This is a genomic window from Bacteroidota bacterium, assembly GCA_018266755.1.
Taxonomy (GTDB): Bacteria; Bacteroidota; Ignavibacteria; order Palsa-1295; family Palsa-1295; genus JAFDZW01.
In genome coordinates, this window is sequence record JAFDZW010000006.1 from 117,649 (window position 1) to 140,141 (window position 22,493).

16 protein-coding genes and 1 riboswitch are annotated in these 22,493 nt (G+C 54.3%); of the genes, 6 read left to right on the forward strand and 10 right to left on the reverse strand.

Going from position 1 to position 22,493, the window contains the following annotated elements:
* Positions 1–98 precede the first annotated feature (98 nt).
* From JSS75_12840 to JSS75_12850, 3 genes are read left to right on the forward strand one after another with little or no spacing between them, the layout of a single operon-like run.
* Positions 99–1,172 carry a hypothetical protein gene (locus tag JSS75_12840; protein ID MBS1904587.1) on the forward strand — a complete coding sequence of 358 codons (1,074 nt, stop codon included), beginning with the start codon at positions 99–101 and terminating at the stop codon, positions 1,170–1,172.
* Entirely contained in the window at positions 1,166–3,139 is a 1,974-nt protein-coding gene (locus tag JSS75_12845) for a hypothetical protein (GenBank protein ID MBS1904588.1), read from the forward strand. The genes JSS75_12840 and JSS75_12845 overlap by 7 nt, the downstream gene beginning before the upstream one ends.
* A gap of 1 nt (position 3,140) precedes the next feature.
* Complete coding sequence (locus JSS75_12850; GenBank protein ID MBS1904589.1) at positions 3,141–5,099, forward strand: PD40 domain-containing protein; 1,959 nt, start codon at positions 3,141–3,143, stop codon at positions 5,097–5,099.
* Positions 5,100–5,456: 357 nt separating this feature from the next.
* Here the strand turns inward: JSS75_12850 and JSS75_12855 are convergent, their stop codons facing one another.
* From JSS75_12855 to JSS75_12875, 5 genes are all read right to left on the reverse strand, one after another.
* Positions 5,457–7,121: a S41 family peptidase gene (locus JSS75_12855; GenBank protein ID MBS1904590.1), complete on the reverse strand. Its 1,665-nt coding sequence runs from the start codon at positions 7,119–7,121 to the stop codon at positions 5,457–5,459.
* Between the two features lie 63 nt (positions 7,122–7,184).
* The gene (locus tag JSS75_12860) at positions 7,185–8,129 is read right to left on the reverse strand and encodes a lytic transglycosylase domain-containing protein (GenBank protein MBS1904591.1); all 945 of its coding nucleotides are present in this window, start codon (positions 8,127–8,129) and stop codon (positions 7,185–7,187) included.
* Positions 8,130–8,139: 10 nt separating this feature from the next.
* Entirely contained in the window at positions 8,140–9,120 is a 981-nt protein-coding gene (locus tag JSS75_12865) for a dihydroorotate dehydrogenase (GenBank protein MBS1904592.1), read from the reverse strand.
* Positions 9,120–9,896 (reverse strand): dihydroorotate dehydrogenase electron transfer subunit, encoded by a 777-nt coding sequence (locus JSS75_12870; GenBank protein MBS1904593.1) that lies wholly within the window; start codon positions 9,894–9,896, stop codon positions 9,120–9,122. The genes JSS75_12865 and JSS75_12870 overlap by 1 nt, the downstream gene beginning before the upstream one ends.
* A 46-nt stretch (positions 9,897–9,942) precedes the next feature.
* Entirely contained in the window at positions 9,943–12,135 is a 2,193-nt protein-coding gene (locus tag JSS75_12875) for a tetratricopeptide repeat protein (GenBank protein ID MBS1904594.1), read from the reverse strand.
* Between the two features lie 161 nt (positions 12,136–12,296).
* On the opposite strand from JSS75_12875, the gene JSS75_12880 reads away from it, so the two are divergent.
* From JSS75_12880 to JSS75_12890, 3 genes are all read left to right on the forward strand, one after another.
* Complete coding sequence (locus JSS75_12880) at positions 12,297–13,094, forward strand: hypothetical protein (protein MBS1904595.1); 798 nt, start codon at positions 12,297–12,299, stop codon at positions 13,092–13,094.
* A complete protein-coding gene (locus JSS75_12885; GenBank protein ID MBS1904596.1) occupies positions 13,094–13,471 on the forward strand; it encodes a hypothetical protein in 378 nt (125 codons plus the stop codon). The genes JSS75_12880 and JSS75_12885 overlap by 1 nt, the downstream gene beginning before the upstream one ends.
* Positions 13,472–14,291: 820 nt before the next feature.
* Positions 14,292–14,606 carry a hypothetical protein gene (locus tag JSS75_12890; protein MBS1904597.1) on the forward strand — a complete coding sequence of 105 codons (315 nt, stop codon included), beginning with the start codon at positions 14,292–14,294 and terminating at the stop codon, positions 14,604–14,606.
* On the opposite strand, the gene lon is transcribed toward JSS75_12890, so the two are convergent.
* The 5 genes from lon to JSS75_12915 form a co-directional block, all read right to left on the reverse strand.
* Entirely contained in the window at positions 14,603–17,197 is a 2,595-nt protein-coding gene (gene lon / locus JSS75_12895; GenBank protein MBS1904598.1) for an endopeptidase La, read from the reverse strand. The genes JSS75_12890 and lon overlap by 4 nt on opposite strands.
* A 175-nt stretch (positions 17,198–17,372) precedes the next feature.
* Positions 17,373–18,461, reverse strand: coding sequence for a glutamine-hydrolyzing carbamoyl-phosphate synthase small subunit (gene carA, locus JSS75_12900; protein ID MBS1904599.1), 1,089 nt, complete (start codon positions 18,459–18,461; stop codon positions 17,373–17,375).
* Between the two features lie 83 nt (positions 18,462–18,544).
* Positions 18,545–19,108 (reverse strand): hypothetical protein, encoded by a 564-nt coding sequence (locus JSS75_12905; GenBank protein ID MBS1904600.1) that lies wholly within the window; start codon positions 19,106–19,108, stop codon positions 18,545–18,547.
* Between the two features lie 67 nt (positions 19,109–19,175).
* On the reverse strand, positions 19,176–20,192 hold the full coding sequence (locus tag JSS75_12910) for a hypothetical protein (GenBank protein MBS1904601.1): 1,017 nt from the start codon (positions 20,190–20,192) through the stop codon (positions 19,176–19,178).
* Entirely contained in the window at positions 20,185–22,161 is a 1,977-nt protein-coding gene (locus JSS75_12915) for a hypothetical protein (GenBank protein MBS1904602.1), read from the reverse strand. The genes JSS75_12910 and JSS75_12915 overlap by 8 nt, the downstream gene beginning before the upstream one ends.
* A gap of 109 nt (positions 22,162–22,270) precedes the next feature.
* A riboswitch (cobalamin riboswitch) is annotated at positions 22,271–22,458 on the reverse strand.
* Positions 22,459–22,493: the final 35 nt, after the last annotated feature.

The window sequence follows — 22,493 nt, forward strand, 5'->3', positions numbered from 1 at the left end:
ACCTTGACCACGATTTTGTTACTCTAAAACATTTCTGAGTTACAATATCCCATATTCTACGACCGTATCTTTGTCAACCGGATCACGGACATGCGTTCATGCAATTCGCCCAAATTAGACATATCATTATCGTTACCGCCTTGCTGCTGACAGCGGCAGTAGTGGCTCGGTCGCAGACAAACGACTGCGAGCCCTGCAAGCGGCCCGGCGCCATGGCCAGCTTCTCCGACTCGACGATGGACGTCCAGTTCTCCGACGGTACGCTCTTGCGGGGCGTCCGGTCGGCCAATCGCACCATCATGAGCGTCGGCGGACTCGACCGGCAGGCCATCCGACTCACCTATCTCGAAGGAGGCCGCTGCCACGACACGACAGTGGATGCCGCGTTCGTCAGTTCATTTTTACACGAAGGCATCGGCGGAACGCATGATCCGCTTCGCTATCCCGTACTGCCTGCTCGTGAAGTATTCAACCATACCCTCACCAAAGACGAACGCAGTTTTGTAGAATTCACCGGGCTTGTCGGCTACGGTGGCAGCGATACGTCGGGGCGCAAGATCGGTTTTACCTCAACCTACTTCGCACTCGAAGCCATATTCGCACCACTTGGCGACGCACTCGGCGATCATTTCACGGCAGCCGTCGGCGGCGGGGCGCTCTTCGAAGGTGGGCGAACACGATTCCCATTGTACCTACAGCTTCGATACGACTTGTTCGCGCACGGGCAATACCAGACGATCAATACCTTCTTACCGGATAGTTGTGCATTTCGCACGCCACTCGGCCTAACCGCAGCCGTTGCATCCGATGGGTATGAAGCACGTCCGACCGGCTCTGCCGAAGACTCAAGCGTGATCTTGCAAGAGGATCATGTGCTTATTCGGCCGTCATTCCGCCCGTTCGCGTATATCGAAGGTGGTACGCTCTTCGATAGCAAATTTACCGGAAGCGGAACACCCGATAACGTAGTCAACCCAGAAGCACGGAAACCGATCTTGCTCGGCGCCGGGATTGGCGTACCGATCGCCGATATTCTGATTCTGACGCTCGGGTATCGCTACATGCAGCTACATCTGGCAACGCCGTGTGAGGAATGCGTCGATCGTTCCGTCATCAATAGAAACACGGTGCATAGTATCACACTCAAAGGAGCATACCGACTCTCATGGTAGCCATTCGCACCAGATCGTTCTATGCCCTGCTTGCGATGGCTGTGATCGCGGGGCTCAGTTGCCAGCTTCCGACACAACCAGGGACGAACACCGTTCCGGTCAAACTGCGGTTGCTCGTTCGCGATTCGTCCGGCATCGCCATGCCCGGCGCGCATATTGCACTCTACCGCGCAGCCGATAGTTCGCTTGTCGTCCCGAATACGATCGACGATGCAGCATCGACGAGTTTCTATTCGCTCACAGTCCCGATCCTCGGCGAGCGATATTTTGCAGTTGCGGAGCCGCCAGTATCTACCGCTTTGACGAAGTACTCGCCCGCACACGATACCATCCGCTTTGTCATGCCCTGTACCGATCACAGCGAGACATTCGTGTTCGAACGTCGCGACAGTATTCCCTGCGGCACCACGACATTCGAGCGGACGGTGGATCTTGGCACGATCTGTGTCGACAAAGACACCGCGCTAACATTTACCGCCGGTGATTTTACACATGGCTGTAGCCCCAGCGCGTCGATCGTATCGATTACGTCGCCAACGATCGCAGGGCTGACCATCACGCCGTTCTTCCGTTCGCCCGAAACCCCGATCACCAACTTCCCTGCGACCTGGGCTTCCGCCCGACCGCTCGCCGTGCGAATCGCATTTACGTCTATTCTGCATCAACCGGTGACCTTCGACGGCAACGACATTGTCATCGATGCCTCGCCGTCGGTGAAGATCACCATCCATCTCAAAGGCAAAGGCATTGTGTGCGATAATTGCGATTGTCCTTCGTATGATTCGGTCAGCTTCGGACTCGACAAGAGCGGGAAAGATACGAATGCGGCAGATATCGGCGATCCGACGAAGACCACGACGATCGACCTCTCCGCAATCAACAACTCGAACGACGCTGGCTGCGACGTGCTCTTCACCCGCATTAAGAACTTTTCGAATCCGCAGCTCAATCTGCGTTCCTTCTCGGGCTCGTCGGGCGGTGGTAGCGTAACGCTGAGCTCGCATGCGTCGCTTGGGTCGATGGTCGTCGACTTCACGGCGCAGACACGAGGCGAGTTCGTCGATACTGCATTCTACAAGGTACAGAAACGCTCGCAAAGCGGCGCCATCACCGATTGCGATACGCTCCCGGTTATCTATCACGGCAAGGTCGGGCAAGGACTCTGCAGTATCGACACACCGAGCACGAACTCGTCGACCGATTCGTATCTGAAAAATGATACCATCACCAACTGCGTCGGCGAGGATAAGAACAGTCGCTACATTTGCATCAAAAATACCGGCGACGGCAAGCTGCACTTCACGTTCACCTATGCGCAGAACGATCCGCAATTCGAGATCCACTACGACCCCACCGGCATCGTCTATCGGGGAGAGGACGTCGTGATTCCCGTAGGCGGATCCCAATGCTTCACACTGCATTTTATTCCCGACGCAGGGAAGGTATTCGCCACTACGCCGCCGACAACGATCTTCAAGAATTCCATCGATCCGTGCTCGATCACACTACCGGTAGTCGGGCAGGCGCTTCCGCAATGTATCCACTGTCTCGACGGCGCGATCAGCCAGTATGCGATCACCACCACATCGTATGGCGGATTTATCTTCCAGGCGAACGATCAGTTTACCTTCAATTCCGATCCGAACGTAACGCCCGATATCTACGCGTCGAATGTCGGCGCGACATCGTTGACGCTTGTGTCGAATAGCGGGACGCAGTTTCAGAAGGTACAGTCGAACTATACACCATCGAAGCCGGGGATCAAGTTCTGCGACGATCCAGTTCCGCCCGCGGCACAGACACTCTGTACGAGCGGCGGCGGTAGTTCGACCATCACGGCGAATGTACACGACCTCATCCTCTTCAAGAGTTCGGCGGGCCGGTGCGGACTGATCTACATCGACAACATCTATCAATCGAACGGCATCTGGGTCGCGGTATTCCAGGCCTCATACCCTATCAATTAGCATGAAGCGCGCCACGGCACTCATCATCACTATACTCTGGATCGCCGATGCTCGGGCGCAACTCAATACGTCCGCCGACGACTACGCCCCTGCATTCCGCAGCTTTGCGAATGGTCGTACAGAATTGTGGTTCACCTCTGCCCGAGCGACGAAGCAAGGCCGTTCGCGTTCGATCTTCATGCTTGAGTCCGACTCGACCTGTCCTGCAAATACGCTTGAAGTATCTTCGCCGATCAACCAATCGCACGGCCGCGAGAATGATGTACTACTCGACGGAACGCCGTCGTTCGCATCGTGCGACCCGTCGCATGGGGTGTTCACCTCGAATCGCACCGTAAACGGAAAATACTTCGGCACCGACATATATGAGATGAGAGAACACAACGAGCAGTGGACCGTGACTCGTCTCGATGCCGTCTGCTCGAACGATTGGGACGACTCCCCCGCGCTCTCGGCCGATGGCACACGCCTCTATTTTTCATCCGATCGCTTGAACCCCGGCAATCGAACGGCCGATCTGTTCATCAGTACGTTCGAAAGCGGTGCGTGGACGAAACCGCGACCGCTCGATGCAATCAATACCACAGAGTTCAGCGAAGAGACACCCTTTGTCGGCGACGACGGCTACCTTTATTACTCATCGAACAAGACCGGCGATTACGATATCTATCGTGTTCATCTCACGGCCGATGGCATGCCGAGCGGCACACCGGAGGCAATGCCCTACGACGCGATCAACTTCAAAGGCTCCGACGAAACGCATCCGTGCATCTCTCCCGGCGGCTCGTTCTTTCTGTTTTCGACGAATGCCGGAGCGAACGGTCGCAAGAAAGATTTCGATATTCGTTGGGTGCGCTCGACCAGCGAACAAGCACAGATCGAACTCGATACCAGAAAGCGCCGGCATCAATCCACGGAACATGCGTCGGTACTCGTACATTTTACAACAAACGGCTACGAGAAAATCATACGGTCCCCTGTTACGGGACCAATGCAGTTGAAGCCCGATGATTTTCTTCCCGAGTCTCCGTCGCCGATGAACGATCCGAAGTTCTTTCAAACAATCCTCCGCGCCGAGCCGGATTCGGGGCGCTTCATCAGTGCCGTCGATACGATCGTCTCCTCTCGTCTGTGCCGCAACACGCTCCAGCATACGCTCTTCCTGTGGGATACATCAGTCTACTACGAACCGAGTTGCATCGACACATTTCCTATCAAGAAGGTGCAGTACTTCGTCACAGGTTATTGGTGTCCCACGACAAAGCGGTTCGCGAAGTACGAAGATTGCCCGACACTCTTCATCGACTCGGCCTGCGAGCAGCCACCATGCACGAATAACGATCTGTACAGTTTCAAGATCACAACCGACCCCACGCATAGTGAGTGTATCGACTACAACGAGTTCGACACCAAAGGGAAACAATTTGCGACCGATGTTGACGATGCGATCGACGAGCACCTCAAGGCAATGGAATCGGCCTTTGGCAGTGCATGTCTTCGGCGAGCAGTTGCAAAACGCAAACCCGTGCAGGTCGTGGTCGAAGGCTTTACCGATCCACGTGGCTACGGAAGCGATTGCCACTATTTCGGCGCGACGATCGACTTCACGAAGAGCTTCGTGCAAGTGCCCGATACGATGAAGTCGCACTTCCGTCACGACACGCCGATGAAGAAATATGGGTATGGCGGCAATCAATTACTATCCGAACTGCGCGCCTACAACCTCGCCGTACTCCTTGATAACCTCTGGACCGAACAGATCGCCCAGTACCGCGAGCTCAAAGCGTCGGGTTTATTAACCGTGCTCGCCGTCGGTCGCGCAGTCGATCAACACGACATCCCCTTCGACCGGCGCCGTTCGGCCGAAGTGCGCATCAGCTCGTTCACCGACGAACCGATCGTCCGCACCGAAGTACCCGAACCCGGCGCAACAGTCGTGGTGTGCGAAGATTGTCGGTAAAGCAGCGAGGTCTGATGCTTCACTGAAAATCCTTGCACACAACGAAGAAACGCAATGGCGGGGCCTCAGTGTGTTTCGGCGAACGATTAATCGCCGCTCTCAGAATGGCATCGTTGTAATCGTTGAAACTGAACAACAGCCATGTTTCCCAACGAGAACTTCTTATTCCGATCACAGGCAAAGTAATTCAACACATCCGATTCAACCAATTTGCTATTTTGTGATCGCCGCCACTCGCTTGGTCGAAGTGAGGATATGCAAGTATAGACTCTGGAGCGCCTCGTGTCGAGAGTCTGATAGAAATGGAAAGACCGCGTTTGAAACGCGGTCTTTCTATAGTACAGAGATCGTAAAGACTTATTTGAAAAACTCGGCCATCTTCTGCGCTTCGCCGACGAGGGTGTAGGCTTTCTGGAATTGCTTGTCGCTCTTTAAGAGAATCTTCGCACGGACGTCGTACCCGAAGAGCTGGTAGCCGATCTCGGCGCGGATCCAGTCCTTGAGGAAATTGCGATCTGTTTCGAGTTCTTTATCGTCGAGCTTTGTACGCTTATCGACGGTTTTGCCTGCTTTCTCCTCGGCTTTTGCAATCTTGTCTTTGGCCTTTGCTATCAACGAATTGATCGTTTCGTCGGAGACCGTGAAATTCTTCAAATATGAATCGGCCGTGTACTGCTTATGCATCGACGCACCGTTCGAGCTGACGTAATCCTTGGTATAGTCATACACCACAGCCGAAGCGAAAACTTCGATTCCCGATTTCGTCAGTGTATCGGCCTTCACGATAAAGTCCGGCGTGATGCCGCCGCCACCAAAGATCATACGGCCGCCGGCGGTCTTGAACTTCGGACGCGAAGAGTCCGCCTGGTTCACGTCGATACTATGCGAGAAATTATCTTCGTCATCACCGTCAGGATTCACAATCCCCTTCACATACTTCGCGCCGTCGTATGGGCGTTGGATGGAGCGGCCGCTCGGCGTGTAGTACCGCGAGATCGTCAGGCGAATGGCGCTGCCGTCGTCGCCCAACGGGAATTGGCGCTGCACAAGCCCTTTGCCGAATGTCGTGACTCCGACGATCGGTGCACGATCGAGATCCTGCATCGCACCGCTAAAGATTTCGCTTGCGCTGGCCGACCCATTGCTCACGAGCACCACGAGCGGAAGCTTTTCGTATGCCTGCCCCGGATGAGAGAAATCGACCTCGTCGAAGCTCGATACGCGGCCTTTGGTATAGACGATCGTCTTTGTACCGCCAATGAACTCGTCGGCGATCTCAACAGCCTGTTCGAGATATCCGCCCGGATTTCCACGCAAGTCGAGGATCAGCGACTTCATCCCTTGCGCTTTCAGATCTTCCAGTGCCTTTACCATCTCGTCATGCGAGGTCTGGATGAAATGCGTCAGTGCAATGTATGCCGTCTTATCGTCAACCATGAAGTGCGAGGTGACGCTGGAAAGCGGGATAACATCACGGGTAATCTCAAAATGGAGGAGGTCAGGCGAACCGCTGCGCACAACGGATACCGTTACACGTGTCCCCTTCGGCCCGCGAAGGTTCTTTTTGACGGAGTCTTCGGTAAACCCTTTCGTCGCACGGCCGTCGATCAGCACGATCTTATCGCCGGCAAGCAAACCGACCTTCTCGCTTGGGCCGCCGGGAATAACCTGTTCGACAAGAATGGAGTCGTGGTTCAACGCGAACGACACGCCGATTCCCTCGAAGTTGCCTCGGAAATCTTCGTCTGACTGCTTCACGTTCGTCGGCGGCATATACACCGAATGCGGGTCAAGCTCTTTGAGCAACCCGACGATCGCGGCTTCGTTGAGCTTGCCGAGATCGACCTTGTCGACGTAATACTGCGAGACGAGGGTGAACACCTCTTTGAACTTTACCAGCTGCTGGTACTCGTTATCGAGGGAGAACGCTTGCTGAATACGGGAGCCAAGCAGTGCGCTGCAAACCACAAGCACGACTGCGAGCGAGGCAAGTCGGCGCTTACTGTACAAAAACGATTTCATAGATATCGGATTCCTTCTCTTGAATTTGCAACACACCCCCTGCCGCCGAAGTTCAGCCGAGGCTTAGCGGACGGTCGTTCTGGACGTATCGTCGGCCGGCACCGTAATCGTGAACGTCCCGCTCGGGATACGGCGACTGACAAGCCAGGGATTGTAAATTTTCACATCCTTATACGAATACCCCAACCCCACTGCCCAGTCTGCGATGCTTTCGATCGGCCCGTTCACACTAATTGATTTGACATTGTGCAGGCTGTATCGCGGCACGTGACCGAACTTGAGTCCATATCGGTCACCATGTTCGAGCAATTCCTTTATTGCTGCGATACGGAACACATATCGCATAGTTTCCTCGTTGATATAGAGGTTCCAATAGTTCGTTTGGTGTTGGTACCGCAGCACCTCCGCGACATTGTCCTCGCTCATGTTATACGCAGCGCAGGCAAGCAAATAGTCGTTAAACTGGGCCTTCAGTGTTGCGAGATACCTGATCGCAGCACCTGTCGATTTGTACGGATCGAGGCGTTCGTCAATGTCGTCGTCAACACGCAGGCCCCACCGCTGGGCCGTCGGCGGGATCATCTGCCAAAAACCATGAGCCTTCGCCGGCGATTCGACGTTTCGCACGCCGCTTTCGGCAACCATCAGGTACTTCAGGTCGCGATCGAGGCCGTTCGCGTCGAGCGACGAATCGATCATAGACTCCCACCTGCCCAGACGTTTCCACCACAGGATTAATTGATCCGAATTGACGAGATTATAATAGAATTCGCGCTCAAACCGCTCCCGGACCTCCCAATCTTCAAGCAGCGGCAGTTGCTTGCCGAAGAGAACGACATTCGTCGGAGGGGTTACCGCAGTAACCGATATCGTATGCGAGCCGATCGTATCCACAAGGACCGAAGCGCCCGCACCCGAGACATTTCCGTTGCGATTAAATAGAAAGAACAGCAGTGCCAGCGGCACAACACCAAGCAGCAGACCGTATGAAAAATATTTGATCTTCACGAAGTAGAGATCACCAGCCGAGCGACCGCATCTCGCCCGAGACCTCGAGCGTTCCGATCACGTCCTTCATAGACGAACAGCCCTGCGATGTGAGCAGTTGCGTCAGTTCGTCACGGACACGGATCGACGCATCCGGATGCACAAAGTTCATCGTACCGATCTGCACCGCACTCGCGCCGACGATGAAGAATTCCATCGCATCGGAAGCAGTGGCAATCCCACCGATCCCAATAATGGGGAGTTTCGTAGCTTTTCGGGCTTCGTAGACTTTCGCAATTGCAATCGGACGAATTGCAGGACCGGAGAGGCCTCCGGTGACCGTCGACAACCTCGGACGTTTCGTCCGGATATCCACCGACATGCCGACAACCGTATTAATAAGCGATATTGCGTCGGCACCGCAATCTTCGCATGCCTGTGCGAACGGTGCTACACTCGTGACGTTCGGCGTGAGTTTGATCGCCAACAGTTTTTTTGTCAGCGGACGCAGTGCCCGAACAACTTCTTCGACCATCCCCACATTCGTGCCGAACGAAAGTCCCCCGTCTTTGACGTTCGGGCAGCTTACGTTGATCTCATAGCCTACTAAGTTACCTGTCGCATTTGCTTCGATCTTCTCGAGCACACTGCAATACTCCCCGACGCTCGACGCGGCGATGTTTGCGATGATCTTTGTGTCGAACTCTGCGAGATACGGCAATTTCTCGGTGACGAATGCATCGACACCTACATTTGCAAGACCGATGGAGTTGAGCATCCCGGATGGCGTTTCGACAATGCGGCGTGGGAAGTTACCAGGGCGCGGATTCCAGCTAACCGATTTCGTTACAATCGCACCGATACCACTAATATCGCAGAAACGGGCAGCTTCGGAGCCATAGCCGAACGTCCCGCTGGCTACGAAGATCGGATTGGCAAATCGTACGCCCGCGATCTCGATTCCCAGATTGACGGTCGTTGCGGATTTTGAAGATTTCTCGTTCACGCTCATTAGAATACGATCTGCTCCCGTTCGAATGACGGTCCGTGTGTGCAGACCAAATGAAATTTCTTTCCAGTTTTCTCGAGTTCTGCCGCTGTGGTTTGTACAGGGCATCCCTGGCAGATTCCGACGCCGCAGGCCATCTCTGTCTCGAGGCTCACCTCGCAAGGAATATCGAACTCTGCCGCAAGCGTCGTTGCAGCACGCATCATTGGTGTTGGACCGCAGACGAACAGTTTGGGGTGAGCATACGCGACGGAGCGCAGATCGCTTCGCAGAAGATCGATAACGGACCCTCGATATCCCTTGCTGCCGTCGTCTGTTGCGTAATGGACGCGTTTGAGATACTCATCGGCAAAGAGACGTTCGTTGCGCGCACCGTAATATGTCTCGAATGGGATATTGCTGGACTCACACGCTTGCGTAAGCGATGGCATCGAGGCAACACCAACGCCACCAACCAATAGAATGGCAGTTGAAAATGATCCCGAATTGTATTTCCAAGGCGATCCTAACGGCCCGATCACATCGAGCGAATCCCCGACCAGTGCCTTCGATAATTCCTCCGTCCCTTTCCCATGGATCTGAATGATCACTTCGATCCATCCTTCACCCGTCTGATAGACGCTGAACGGACGACGCAATAGCGGGTCAATGGCACCCGTTCGTGGAAGGATATTGACGAATTGTCCCGGCTGAACGGACGAAGCAATCGTAGGAGCCGCGAGGCGCAGGACGAAGAGGTCGTGTGTTAGTGTTCGCTTTGCGACGAGGGGTGCAAGCACTGCGTACGAAAGAAGTGAATGTCTCTAAACGATACGCGTGCAATAATCATTTCGGCGCGACAGGTTTCGTCGTATCCTGAACGGGTCTGACGGCGGTACGACGACGCTCGATGTCGGCAAGAGCGTATGCAATTTTGGGCTTGAGATATTCGGCATACCGTGAGAACGGGTATTCCTTCACGACCCGGGAATAGTAGACCAACGCGGAATCGTATTTCTTGCCATCTTCGTAGTAAGTCCCGATCGTATAGAGCGCACGCGGGGCGACATCTTCGCGGGGATATTGTGCCACAATGGAAAGTAACGCAGGCTTCACGAATTCGATCGAACTGGTCTTTAACGATGCTCCGGCATTTCGGTAAGCTATTTCGCCAGGCGAATCTTTCCCTCGTTTGCCACTATACTCGATCGCGGCTTGCTGTGCATATTTTGTCTCGCCAAAATCTTTTTGCAGAACGCCGATCAACGAATCCCGCACCTCCGGATGGCCGGTCTCATGCTCCAACTGGACCCACGAGAAGAGTACCTGCGCCTGCAGCGCCATCGATGCCGTGTCGTTACGATAGTACGTAGTAGAGAGAGCCTTGCGATACTCACTCACAGCCTCGTCATTCTCATCGAAACTCTCGAACGCGCGACCGATCTCGAAATGCGCGCGCGCAGCCGTACGATGCACGCTGTCGATATAGCGGGCAGTGTCCGAGAAGTCAATCTGAAAGACGTTTACCCCGCTCGACGCCTTCTGCCGGCGGAGGCGTTCGACGATATCGTTAAACCTCTTTTCATCAGCCGGGGGGACGGTATAATTCTCACCGGGCGACCACTTCGAACCGATATACTCCTTCATCGCATCGTTGTGTAGTTCCGATTCGATGGTCTGCTGCATCCCGGGATGTCTGCGCATCTTGCCGAGGATGCGCTCCATGGTATCGATGCGGACCAATTGATACTTCCATTCGGCAAAGCGTGAGAGCGCACGCATGCGGTTATTGACGTAGTCGTTCATCTCGATCGTCGAGAAGTCCTTCGTCCCGATAATGATATTCGCCAGTCGTGCAGCCGAGTCATACTGTCCGATCTCGCGGAAAATCTCGGCCTGGCGAAAGCGCGAGCGGGCCATGACTGCCTGGGAGGTGCTGCGATACATCGTATCGAGCGCGAAGTACGCTGCTCTGACCCGTGGAAACGACTGTTCGATAAAACTCTGGCTTCGCAACTCGCCGGCATGGGCATCGCGTTCGGTCATATCGACAGTATAGGCAAGCTCGAAATTCGCGGCCGGGTGTGTCGGGGCGAAGCGCGACTTCTCGACGATCTGTTCGAAGGTCTGGCGGGCAGCATCGTACTTCTTTTGACGACGCTGGGCCTCGCCTTCCCCGCTGAGCGCCTCGCCTTGGAATGTATTATCGTTCGTTGCCGAGGCCGCGTTTGCGAACGCCTGTTCGGCGAGATCGAAATGACCGGTTACAAAGAGCAAGCGGCCACGATCGTATTCCATCTGGGCGAACTCGTTGCCGGAAATTCCCTCTTCTGCCTGCTTCAACTCATCGGCTGCGCGTTCGTAATTGTCGTATGACGATGAGACCAACAGATCGGCGAAGGTCTTATGGATCTGCGAGCGAAGTTCTTTATCCCCGCTCGTCTCTTTTTTCAAGATCTCTTCGAGCGATGTCGTCGCAGAATCGGCCTGACCAGTTGCGACCAGCGACTCGGAGAGATACATCCCCGTCTCATTCGCATATTTTGTATCGGGGTAGCGATAGAGCAATTCGTAGAACTTCCGTTTGGCGCCGGCGTAATCGCTTTTATAATAGAGCGCCTTTCCAACGATAAACAAAGCATCCTCGGTGTATTTCGTTGGCTTTGACGCCGCAAGCACTTTCGAGCCGAGGATGACGGCTGAATCGAGATGCATCGAGGCCGCACCTTTCAGGATCGTGGTCTTCGGTTTGCAGACAAGAGGAAACGCGATGACCGGCGGCCCCTGCTTGCGCCGGACCTCGTAACTGAGCAACTCCTCTTCCATCCAATGATGGGTATAGGCTGCGGCAATGGCGCCGTTCTGAGTGCTCGACTCCGCGCTGACCAGCGATTCGTATTGGTCGAGGTGCCACTGCGCGAGGTAGAGGACGTTGAAATACGTCGTAAAATTTCTGAAGAACGTACACGACCCCACGATCGCTGTGAGCAGCAGAATTGTGGCGAATGGCGCTATTTTCGGCGAAATGCGGCTTGGCATCATTCTTGCAACGAGTAGAGACAATACCAAGTTCGAGCTAACCCGCAAGTGACGGATTTTTCCCAAGCGAGGGAATCGAACGGCAACGTTCGCAATTGATACGAAGTCTTAATTGCGAATTTATTAAGACTCAGTCTACATTGTCGTATATTTGTATCGAGATGATCAACCGAACCACCATATCGGCCATTCGAGTAGCCGCAGCAGCGCTCCTGCTGGGGATGCTCGTCCAAACGGCACAGGCGAACCGTCGCCATTTTACCTACACGTATGAAAGCCCGGTACTGCCCTCCGGCAGCCGGGAGATCGAAATCTGGAATACCCTTCGAACCGATAAAGGCGCCTTTTTCAGAGGACTGGACCACCGGATGGAATTGGAGTGGGGGCTCGGCGCAGGCCTGCAAAGCTCGCTCTATTTCAATCTAAGCTCCGAATCGGCAGCGGATGGCCTGGGCGGAATTGCGAGCGAATCGGAATATAGCTTCTCGAATGAATGGAAGTGGAGCCTGACGAATCCTGTCGCCGACGCACTTGGCTCGGCGCTCTATGCAGAGTGGACCGTCGAACATGACGCGACCGAACTCGAAGGCAAAGTGATTCTCGACAAACAAGTCGGCAATCTGCTGTTCGCCGCGAACGGCACCTTCGAGCACGAATTTCCTGCCCTTGGCAACGAAACGAACAATACGGCAGAAGCAACACTCGGTATCGCCTATCTCATCGACGAGTTCTCGGTCGGGATCGAAGCCCGTCATCATACGAGAACGATTGGCGAAGAGAGTTATAGCGGACTGTTCGTCGGACCGTCGCTTTCGTTTAGCGGAAAGAACTGGTGGGCTGCTGCATCGGTGATGCCGCAGATCGGTATCGGCGCAAATAAGAATAATACCAACGAGAATCTCGAACTGCTCGAGCATGAAAAGCTTGAGGTCCGATTCCTTCTTTCGTTCGAATTGTGATGAAGACTACGAGCCTCACCGGCATCTATCGCAGAGTCGGAGCATACCCGCTCCTTGCAGGGTTGGCGTTCGCAATCTTCGGATGCGCGAGCGCCATCCCTCATCTTTCTTCTTCCGAGAAAGCATCGGTACCCGCAGAATGGGCCAACGTCGATCTCGAACACGGTCGCGCAGTCTATATCAAAAACTGCGGCGCGTGCCATACGCTGCACTCCCCCGCCGAGCATTCGCCCGACGACTGGAAAAAGCTCTTTGGTGAAATGGCGTCGAAGACGACAATGAGCCAATCAGACAGCACGGCAGTGGTCGCATATCTTAGTCTGGCCTCCCATTCGTATGCAGCCCATGCAACCTCGAACATGGCACCAACCAATTAATCGGTCGGTTAGACTGGTAGCCGGTTGTCGGGTAACGACCCTGTTTGTACGGCATACGAAGAAGCGGCTCTGAGCCACCTCCGTCTGCGCAAACGGGCGATACTAATGTTACTTTTCGTACCATGGAATGCGAAACTTCCTTCTCGTATTAATTATTTCTTGCTCCATTGGATGCCTTTCGTATGCACAACCGATTAGACCGGTTGGAGGCGGTGGAGCAGCAGATATGGTTGTGAGAGTTGATCACTCGAGGAGCAACGTTTGTCCGGGCGAAGGCGATACACTTCGAGTAATGATTTTCTCTACGACGAATGATGCAGTGTATCCGCACATGCGGCTATTGGGTTCTGATACTGCAGATTATACAATCGTTCGCGCTCCTGCAGATTCCATCACTCACATGGGTATCGACAGCCCATTGATAGTTATCCGACCGAATCATTCCGGGAGACTCCTTGATTCAGTCGAGGTGACAAGCCCGAACATGATCGGACCAAGAACGGATACATTCTCGATCACGATGAACTGTCCGAGGATCCAAGTAAATTTCTCCCCAATAATTCCGGTATCTGTTGGCGGACACTCTTCCTTCTCGGTCGTTCTATCAAATCCATCCGACTGCGCAATCGGTATTGATAGTATGTATCTGGAGTTGAATGACGGTACGTTCTCTCTTGGTCCCTTGGTTTCGCATACAAGCATTGACGCACACGGAATGCTCACGATGTCCGGAAGTTTTAATCCTTCGACCTTCCAACAAACCTACTCTACACGACTCATAGTCCAAACATCGGCACCGTGCACAGAGGATTCCATCGTATTGGATATATCTGGAACGTCACTGGTCGGCATGGTCGACGTCGTCGGGCCTCCGGCGGTAGTACTTTCGGATCCGAAGCCTAACCCTGCTTCGGCAGAGGTCACATTCACCGTAACGAATGTGACCGGTGCGAACGCCGTGATCGGTGTGTACGATTCACAGAGCAAGCGGGTGATGAGCCTGTTCGCTGGTATCATCGGTGCCGATCCAAGAACATTCCGGTTTGATACACGAGGTCTCTCCAACGGTGTGTATCATATCGTTGCGAACATCGGTCCAGAAATACTCGTCTCGAATCAGGTGGTTCTGCGCTAACGCTTCCTACGCGCAACGGGCTTCTTTGCTGTCTTCTTCGAGGCTTTTGCGCTTTTTGCCGGAGCTTTCTTCTTTGAGTTGCTGACCTTCTTCGACGGTCCGGATGCAAATACATGCTCCAGCGCTTGATCGATTTTTTCGATCGGGATGATCTCGAGTGCGTCGGTGATCTTCTTCGGAATTTCGGTCAGTGTCTTGCGATTTTCTTCGGGGATCAGGACGGTCTTAATCCCCTCGCGCTGCGCTGCGAGAAGTTTCTCCTGAAGCCCGCCGATCGGCAATACATTTCCACGTAAGGTAATCTCTCCGGTCATCGCTACATCGCCGCGCGCGGCTTTGCCGCTGAGAGCAGAGAGCATCGCCATCGTAAGCGTGATACCGGCGCTGGGGCCATCCTTCGGCACCGCACCTTCCGGCAGATGGATGTGGATTTCTTTGTTCTTCATGAAATCCGACTTCAGACCGAACTCCTTCGCGCGCGAACGCAAATAGCTCAGCGCCGCCTGAGCGGATTCCTTCATCACATCGCCGAGTTGTCCGGTAAGCGTCAGGCGTTCGCTGCCGCTCATGACCGTAACCTCAACCGGCAGCACATCGCCGCCGGTGCTCGTCCATGCGAGCCCCATAACGGCGCCGACCTTTGCATCGAGCTCTTTCTTGCTCGTGTTGTAGCGCGGTACGCCCAAATATTCTTCTACTTTTTTCGGATCCACCGTGATCATGATATCGGAATCGATGATCAGCAGTTTGTTCAGCTGAGATTCAAGCTTCCCGTCTTCGGAAACCGTCACGCTCGAAAGCGGCTCCGTCGTCTTCTTTTCCGGCTGCGGCGGGACCTTCCCTTCTGCGTACATGCGTGTGACAATATCGTGCGCTGCCTTGCGACAGACTTTCGCGATCTTTCGCACGAGCTCACGCACCCCGGCTTCTTCCGTATAGTTACGGATGATCTTCAATAGCGCTTCGTCGGTGATCACGAGGCTCTTTTCCGTCAGGCCGTGCTGTGTACGCTGCGCCGGGATGATATGACGTTTTGCGATCTCGAGCTTATCGTGTTCGAGGTAGCCCGGAATCTCGATCAGCTCCATTCGATCGAGCAGCGGCGTCGGGATCTCGTAAGCAACGTTCGCCGTAGTGATGAAGAACACGTTCGAAAGATCGTAATCAACATCGAGATAGTGATCGACGAACGTATTGTTCTGCTCGGGGTCGAGCACTTCGAGCAACGCGCTCGACGGGTCGCCGCGAAAATCCATCGACATCTTGTCGATTTCGTCAAGCAGGATAACCGGATTCGTTACCCCGGCGCGTTTCATCGACTGAATGATTTTCCCCGGTAATGCACCGATATATGTCCGGCGATGGCCGCGTATCTCGGCCTCGTCGCGCACGCCGCCGAGCGACATCCGAACGAATTCGCGCCCGAGGGCACGTGCGATCGACCGCGCAAGCGACGTCTTACCGACGCCCGGAGGCCCGACAAAACATAAGATCTGCCCGCGCATTTTCTCGACCAGATTGAGCACCGCAATGTGCTCGAGGATGCGCTCCTTCGGTTTTTCGAGCGCGAAGTGGTCGGCGTCGAGTACCTCTTTTACGTTCGTCACATTAAAATTATCGTCGGTGTGTTTATGCCACGGCACCTGCGCGAGCCACTCGAGGTACGTGCGAATGACGCCAGCCTCGGGCGACATGGCCGGCGTCTTCTTCAGGCGCTCCAGCTCTTCATCGGCCTTCTTTTGTGCCAATTCCGGCAGTCTGGCCTCGCGAAGCTGCACGACAAGTTTGCCAAGCTCGGGATGCTCTTCGAGCACGTCGTCTCCGAGTTCTTGTTGCAGCAAACGAATCTGTTCCTGCAGAAAATACTTGCGCTGTGACTTCTGGATCGAGCTCTGGACCTTTTGATCGATGTCTTGCTCGAGCTTCAGAATTTCGATCTCCGATGCGAGCAGGCCACTGATATGAAGGTATTGGTCGCGAATCTCCGTGATCTCGAGGATACGCTGCTTCGCCTGCAAGTCTTTCGTCAGATGTGCTGCGATATAGAACAACCTGCGACGCGGATCGGTGATGTTCTCGAACGAGATGAGTGTCTCGGCCGGATGCGTCGGCGACGAACGGACGTAGTTGCGAAACTGCTCGGACGTATGCCGAACGAGCGCTTCCAACTCCGCCGATTCGCTCGCTTCGGGATGGATGACCGCCACTTCAGCCTCGATGTGGCCTTCGAAATTGAAATACTGCTTCGCTTCCGCTTGTTCGAGCCCATCGACAAGCACCTTTACCAAGCCGTTCGGCAGGCGAATAATGCGCAATATGCGTGCGAGTGTCCCGTACTTGTAGAGTTCGTCTTTATTCGGCTCATCGACCGCAGAGTCCTTTTGTGCAACCAGAAACAAATAGCGTTCGCGCGCCATCGCGGACATCGTCGCCGACAGCGACGATTCGCGGCCGACAAGCACCGGGAATACCATATACGGGAAAATGATCACATCGCGCAGTGCGAGTACCGGGATGCGATGCGGAAGATTTTTGAGGTCGACACGATCGTCGGTGCCGACGAACGAGGACAGATTGATCTCCGATTCCATCGAGATCTGCTCGGTCTTCTTTGATTTCGATGAAGACTCGTTTTTCTTCTTGCGAACTGTACGTTCTTTAGCCATACGATAAGATAGAATTGCCGGCTCGGAGCCGGCAATTGCATAACAATAAATATTCAGAAAAGTCTTTACGAAGGATGCCCGCAAATGTTATCCGGGTAGGCTATTTCGCAATGGAATCCATGAAATCGGCGAAAAGGTAGTCGCTTTCATGGGGTCCGGGCGATGCCTCAGGATGGTACTGAACAGAAAAGATAGGCAATTCCTTGTGTCGGAATCCCTCGACGGTATTGTCATTGAGATTCAGATGCGTGAGTTCGCACGAATCGGGCATCGAAGACCACTGCACCGCGAAGCCATGGTTTTGGGAAGTAATCTCGATTTTCTCTGTACGCAGATTCTTGACGGGGTGGTTCGCACCTCGGTGGCCGAACTTCAACTTATACGTCTCGCCTCCCATCGCTAGGCACAATAACTGGTTACCCAGGCAGATACCGAAAATCGGAATCTGTCCATACTTCACCATTGCCTTCACGGTCTCGATCCCGTCCTTCACCGCATCCGGATCGCCGGGGCCGTTCGAGAGGAAAATACCATCGGGTGCGAGATTGCGGATCTCGTCGAATGATGTCGTCGACGGCACGACCGTCAGCTTCGCGCCGTGGTCGGAGAGTTTCCGAAGAATATTCGTCTTGATGCCAAAATCCATCACAACGACATGCGGGGCATTCGGAACTTTGGCTTCGATCTCGTAGAGTTTATTCGTCGTCACTCCCTTTGTCAGGTCGAGGCCGGTCATCAGCGGAAGTTCGCGCGCTTTCGACACGAGCGCGGCATCGCTCACCGTTTCGGTAGAGATCACGCCCCGAAGCGATCCCTCGCTGCGAAGAATACGAACGAGTTTGCGAGTATCGATCCCTTCCATTGCAAGGACGCCGCTCTTCGAGAGGTATTCATCGAGGCTCCAGTCACTGCGCCAGTTCGAGAACACTTCCGAGAGTTCGCGTACGAGGAAGCCGGATACATGCGGCGCAGTACTTTCAAGGTCTTCGGTATTCGCGCCATAGTTGCCGATGAGCGGGTACGTCATCGTGACGATCTGCCCGGCATACGACGGATCGGTCAGTATTTCCTGATACCCGGTGAGCGCCGTCGTAAATACGACTTCGCCGCCGGTCTGTGCCGTGGACACCGCACCGAAGGCGCTGCCCTGAAATACCGCCCCATTCTCAAGTACTAAACGTGCATTCATACTCTTGTCCCTCTCTTCACAAACATTCAAAAAAAAGGCTTCTACAAATGAGAAGCCTTTTGCAACCATGATCGGCGATGCACTTAGGCTCCGACCTGTGCGGCAACCTGCTTGCCGCGAGTAACGAATACTTTCGCCGACTCATAGCCGACGAACAGGATCGCACTGAATATCATATCGCTGGCGAACGAGTTGCGGTAGAACGGCAACGCCATCGTATAGCTCTCGATCACCCCCGCGAACGTGTGGGGGTACTGCGCGTAGAACGGCCACAAGGCGAAGTTCGTCACAAGGAAGAACGCAGCCGATCCGCCGAGCGCTACGCCGACATACGACAGCAACGACGGCTTTTTCGCATACAGCGAGCCGACAAGCATCATCGCAACATACGAGCCATAGACAACCAGCATCTCCGACGTCCCGTATAACCCGATCACCAGATCGGTCAGGAACGTCGCAACGAGCGGGATTGCATACGACCATTTATTGCGGCGAAGAAATGCGCCGGCAAAGATCGCCGTTGCTCCGACCGCACTGAAATTATAGAGTCCGAGGACATTGCAGAGCAGTCGCGTCCCGATCCCGATGGCGATGAGCGCCAGGGCGAGATAGAATTCCTGCTTGCTTTGTGTGTGGGTATTTTTCATATTTGATACAAAAATACGAACGAATGGTAGTCGGTGACCCTAATGCGGGCTCACGCCATCGTTTCGGTTAGTGCATAACGACAAAGAAGCCCGGTGCAATCCCGGCAGTGAACGACTTCTCCAATTTCATTGAAGAAAGGTCGAATACGTCCACTCCGTCGTTATGAATGAGGTCCGAGACTGTCCCCATATACAACAACTTCGATGCAGCGTCGTAGATACCACCAAAATAGTTCTTCGTCAACATCGGATCGGCAGCCATGCTGTGCGTGCCGAGATCGATCACCTGGGGCTGCTGCACGTAGAAGCACACATACGCCTTGTTACCGCCGATGAACATTGTATTGAATGACGAAGTCATTGGTAACACGATCGAATCGGTCAGGACGAGAGTCGAGGGATCCATCCAGTATATCTTGCCTGGGGTAGTGGTATAATCGCCCGAGGTTGCAAGGATCAGAACATTGTGGGCGCTATCGGCGACGATCTGCGCGGGGTTGGGATCGATCCATGCGCTGGTCTTCGTGATCTGCTTTGTAACCGGATCGATCACAAGTACTTTGCCCGAAGCACTGGCCGAGTAGGCTTTGCCGGAAAGCATTGCGATCGAATATTGCCCGCTATCTACCGGGATGGTTGAAGCAATCGTCCCAGACGCCAGATTGATTACTGCGATCTCGTTCCGATAGAGCTCCGGCACCAGCGCTTCGGTCGCGCTACTCTTGACGATCTTTGCCGGTGCGCTGAACGGTGGAAATTGAATCACCGTGTGATCTGCCGCAGAATCGGGATTGACCACCACGATCTTCGAGCTGTTATCCAACACGGCATAGAGTTTGCCGTTGATCAGTTGCAAGTCGTTGCCGACATCGCCAAGCGGAGAAACGAGGTCGGACGAAATAAGGGAGTCTTTCCACGTCCATACATCGAGACTGGCATTGTTATGAGTGTAGTTGCCTTGGTTCAGAATGAACACTCGTCCTCCACTCGTGGTACCGACCGTTGCCGGGCCGCTGGTGGTCGAATCGCACGACGCAAGTGCGACGAGCGAACAAAGCAATACAAATGAAGTGAATCTATTCATGACTGGTATGAGAATGGTGGATTGATATGCCAAATTTGTACGATCGTCTCGGCATCGGGTAGCTGGGTATTTCCTCGTACTGTTCGTTGCCGGCGTTGAGCACGCTCAGTGCGCAATCGAACGATAGCGCATCGGAGAGTCTGAATTGACGCGACCGAAGGTCTATCGTAAGCAGCGCAACGCCCGGTAAGACGCTCTTCAGCTCATTCGCCAGATCGGGGTATCGATGCCCCCGGTAGTGGTCGGTCAGCGTGACGGCCCCCCACCCTGCGATCTGAGTCGAGGCCGAAAGCATCCATGAAATCGGCGTAGTGTATGGCAGTTCGTGCCCGAACGATTCGGATCCCGGTGTCCGGTCTTCGGTCTGCTGCCAGGTCAGCGCGGCGTCAACCCTACAGGAAATATCCTCGTCCACTTCAAATCGCAGCGACATCGACGACTCGATACCGATAGCGCGAGAACTCTTGACATTGAACGGGCTGTACACACCGCCGCTTGTGGCACGCCAGACGATCTGATCGGAGAGAGAATTGTAGAAGCCCGAGAGCGTTAGGCCGATCACATCGGAAATATGTGCATCTGCAACCAACTCGAATGCATCGCCCGTCTCCGGCGAGAGCGACGGATTTCCGCCAACCTTCCAGTACAATTCATTCAATGTTGGCGCATGGTACAGCTTGGTGTACGATCCCCCAATCCCGAAGCCAGCGAGTACAATGTCCTCGCCATATCGAATAGTGAGCTGTGGTAACACAACAGGCTTCGGCAGATCGGAATATTGCTCCGTCTTGAGCAACCCAAGTATATTCAGTTCGCCAAGCAGGAGCTTGGCCCCTACATTCGCGCGATACACTCCCCGGTCAATCACATCCGAGCTGTCCTTCACGTTCTCGTTGCTGACGAGCGTGCTGCGATCGACCGATACAAGGGTGATCAGATCGAGCCATGATTTCGAATGCGATACCGCATCGAACCCTGCCGAAAACGTGCGGTTGGTGTATCGATCATTGATACGAAGCGGAGAAATTGAATCCACATAGGATTCGAACTGTGATTGGTACGACGTCTTGATCGTGTACTCGAACTCCGGCAGCGGCCGATGCTTCATCGACACACCGAGCAGGTATCGCTCGTCGAACAAGCGCGTGTACGGCAGACTCGCGCCGATACCGTCGATCGTCACCGCCCCCGGCGAACCACGCTCCGAACGAAGATAGAGCGAGGTCAGCGAACATTCGAGGTCGTCAAGTGGTCGGTAGGTTAGACCGAATGTCGCATTCGTCAGATGCGAGTCGTTGTTCGAGCGAAGGATCGTCGAATCGGACGACTGCTGGTAGAACGGAAAGTTACCATCTGCAGACGACAGCGAAGCGCCGAAGGCATACGCAAGGTCGCGAGTTACGGGACCGGTGATACGGAAATTGCCTTCGCGTTCTGCTGCACGAATGCGGTCGGTGTAGCTCGTCGCAGTGCTGCCGATCGTTGCATACGTCCCGCCAAACGTCGGTTGCAGAGGATGCAAGCCGATAGAGGCCGCACCATTTACCGACGAAGCGGCTGCGTTTGAATTTGCACTGCGCAGATCGACTCGATCGACGGAGTTGATGTTGAATAATCCGAGATCGGCCAGAGAATTTTGAGCATTCGTGAGCGTGAAGCCTCCGTAATCGATGCTCACGTATTCTGCAGGCATCCCACGGAAACTACCGAAGGCGATGGAGCCTTGCGAACCATACGAACGAATTGCGAGCGAGGGGCTGATAAGCGCAACGGCGGCGGGAAGTTCGGTCGAACCCGAACGTGCGGTGAGTTCTTGGCTTGGGGTGGTAATCGAGACGACTCCAGAGCGTTCGAGGGACGCCGAGTCCTGCACCAATACCGTTTCGCTATGCACATGCCACACAGGCTGTGCCTGAAGGCACGCCCCTGCGACGAGCAGCACGCACACGAAAACGATCCGTACAAACATGAACGCTCCTGTGCCTCGACAAAGACATAGGAGCGTTCGAACGATCGGTGGCACACAGCGCGTGGCCGGATCCGCGATACTCCCCTGCCTCTTCCCTCGAAGGCGATCGGTGAATAGTATACGTATCGGCAGGTCTCCTGGCTCCTCTCAGTGCGAACATCCTTCCCGGCTCTTCGGCCAGTGGATCAGATTCGAGAGTTACAGTTGCGGGTCAGCTCCGGACTTTAACCGGATTCCCTTTTCACCCATCGCCATTCGTTCGCCTTGGCGATGGACACCGTACGCATTTGAAAATGAACTTCGTAGTACAAATATACGAATTTGAAACTCAA

What these genes read in the sequence shown, in the direction of transcription:
- JSS75_12880 (MBS1904595.1), top strand. Translation starts at nt 12,297, where the DNA reads ATGATCAACCGAACCACCATATCGGCCATTCGAGTAGCCGCAGCAGCG.
- JSS75_12845 (MBS1904588.1), top strand. Translation starts at nt 1,166, where the DNA reads ATGGTAGCCATTCGCACCAGATCGTTCTATGCCCTGCTTGCGATGGCT.
- JSS75_12905 (MBS1904600.1), bottom strand. Translation starts at nt 19,108, where the DNA reads ATGAAAAATACCCACACACAAAGCAAGCAGGAATTCTATCTCGCCCTG.
- JSS75_12840 (MBS1904587.1), top strand. Translation starts at nt 99, where the DNA reads ATGCAATTCGCCCAAATTAGACATATCATTATCGTTACCGCCTTGCTG.
- JSS75_12855 (MBS1904590.1), bottom strand. Translation starts at nt 7,121, where the DNA reads ATGAAATCGTTTTTGTACAGTAAGCGCCGACTTGCCTCGCTCGCAGTC.
- JSS75_12865 (MBS1904592.1), bottom strand. Translation starts at nt 9,120, where the DNA reads ATGAGCGTGAACGAGAAATCTTCAAAATCCGCAACGACCGTCAATCTG.
- JSS75_12915 (MBS1904602.1), bottom strand. Translation starts at nt 22,161, where the DNA reads ATGTTTGTACGGATCGTTTTCGTGTGCGTGCTGCTCGTCGCAGGGGCG.
- JSS75_12850 (MBS1904589.1), top strand. Translation starts at nt 3,141, where the DNA reads ATGAAGCGCGCCACGGCACTCATCATCACTATACTCTGGATCGCCGAT.
- carA (MBS1904599.1), bottom strand. Translation starts at nt 18,461, where the DNA reads ATGAATGCACGTTTAGTACTTGAGAATGGGGCGGTATTTCAGGGCAGC.
- JSS75_12910 (MBS1904601.1), bottom strand. Translation starts at nt 20,192, where the DNA reads ATGAATAGATTCACTTCATTTGTATTGCTTTGTTCGCTCGTCGCACTT.
- JSS75_12885 (MBS1904596.1), top strand. Translation starts at nt 13,094, where the DNA reads ATGAAGACTACGAGCCTCACCGGCATCTATCGCAGAGTCGGAGCATAC.
- lon (MBS1904598.1), bottom strand. Translation starts at nt 17,197, where the DNA reads ATGGAATCGGAGATCAATCTGTCCTCGTTCGTCGGCACCGACGATCGT.
- JSS75_12875 (MBS1904594.1), bottom strand. Translation starts at nt 12,135, where the DNA reads ATGCCAAGCCGCATTTCGCCGAAAATAGCGCCATTCGCCACAATTCTG.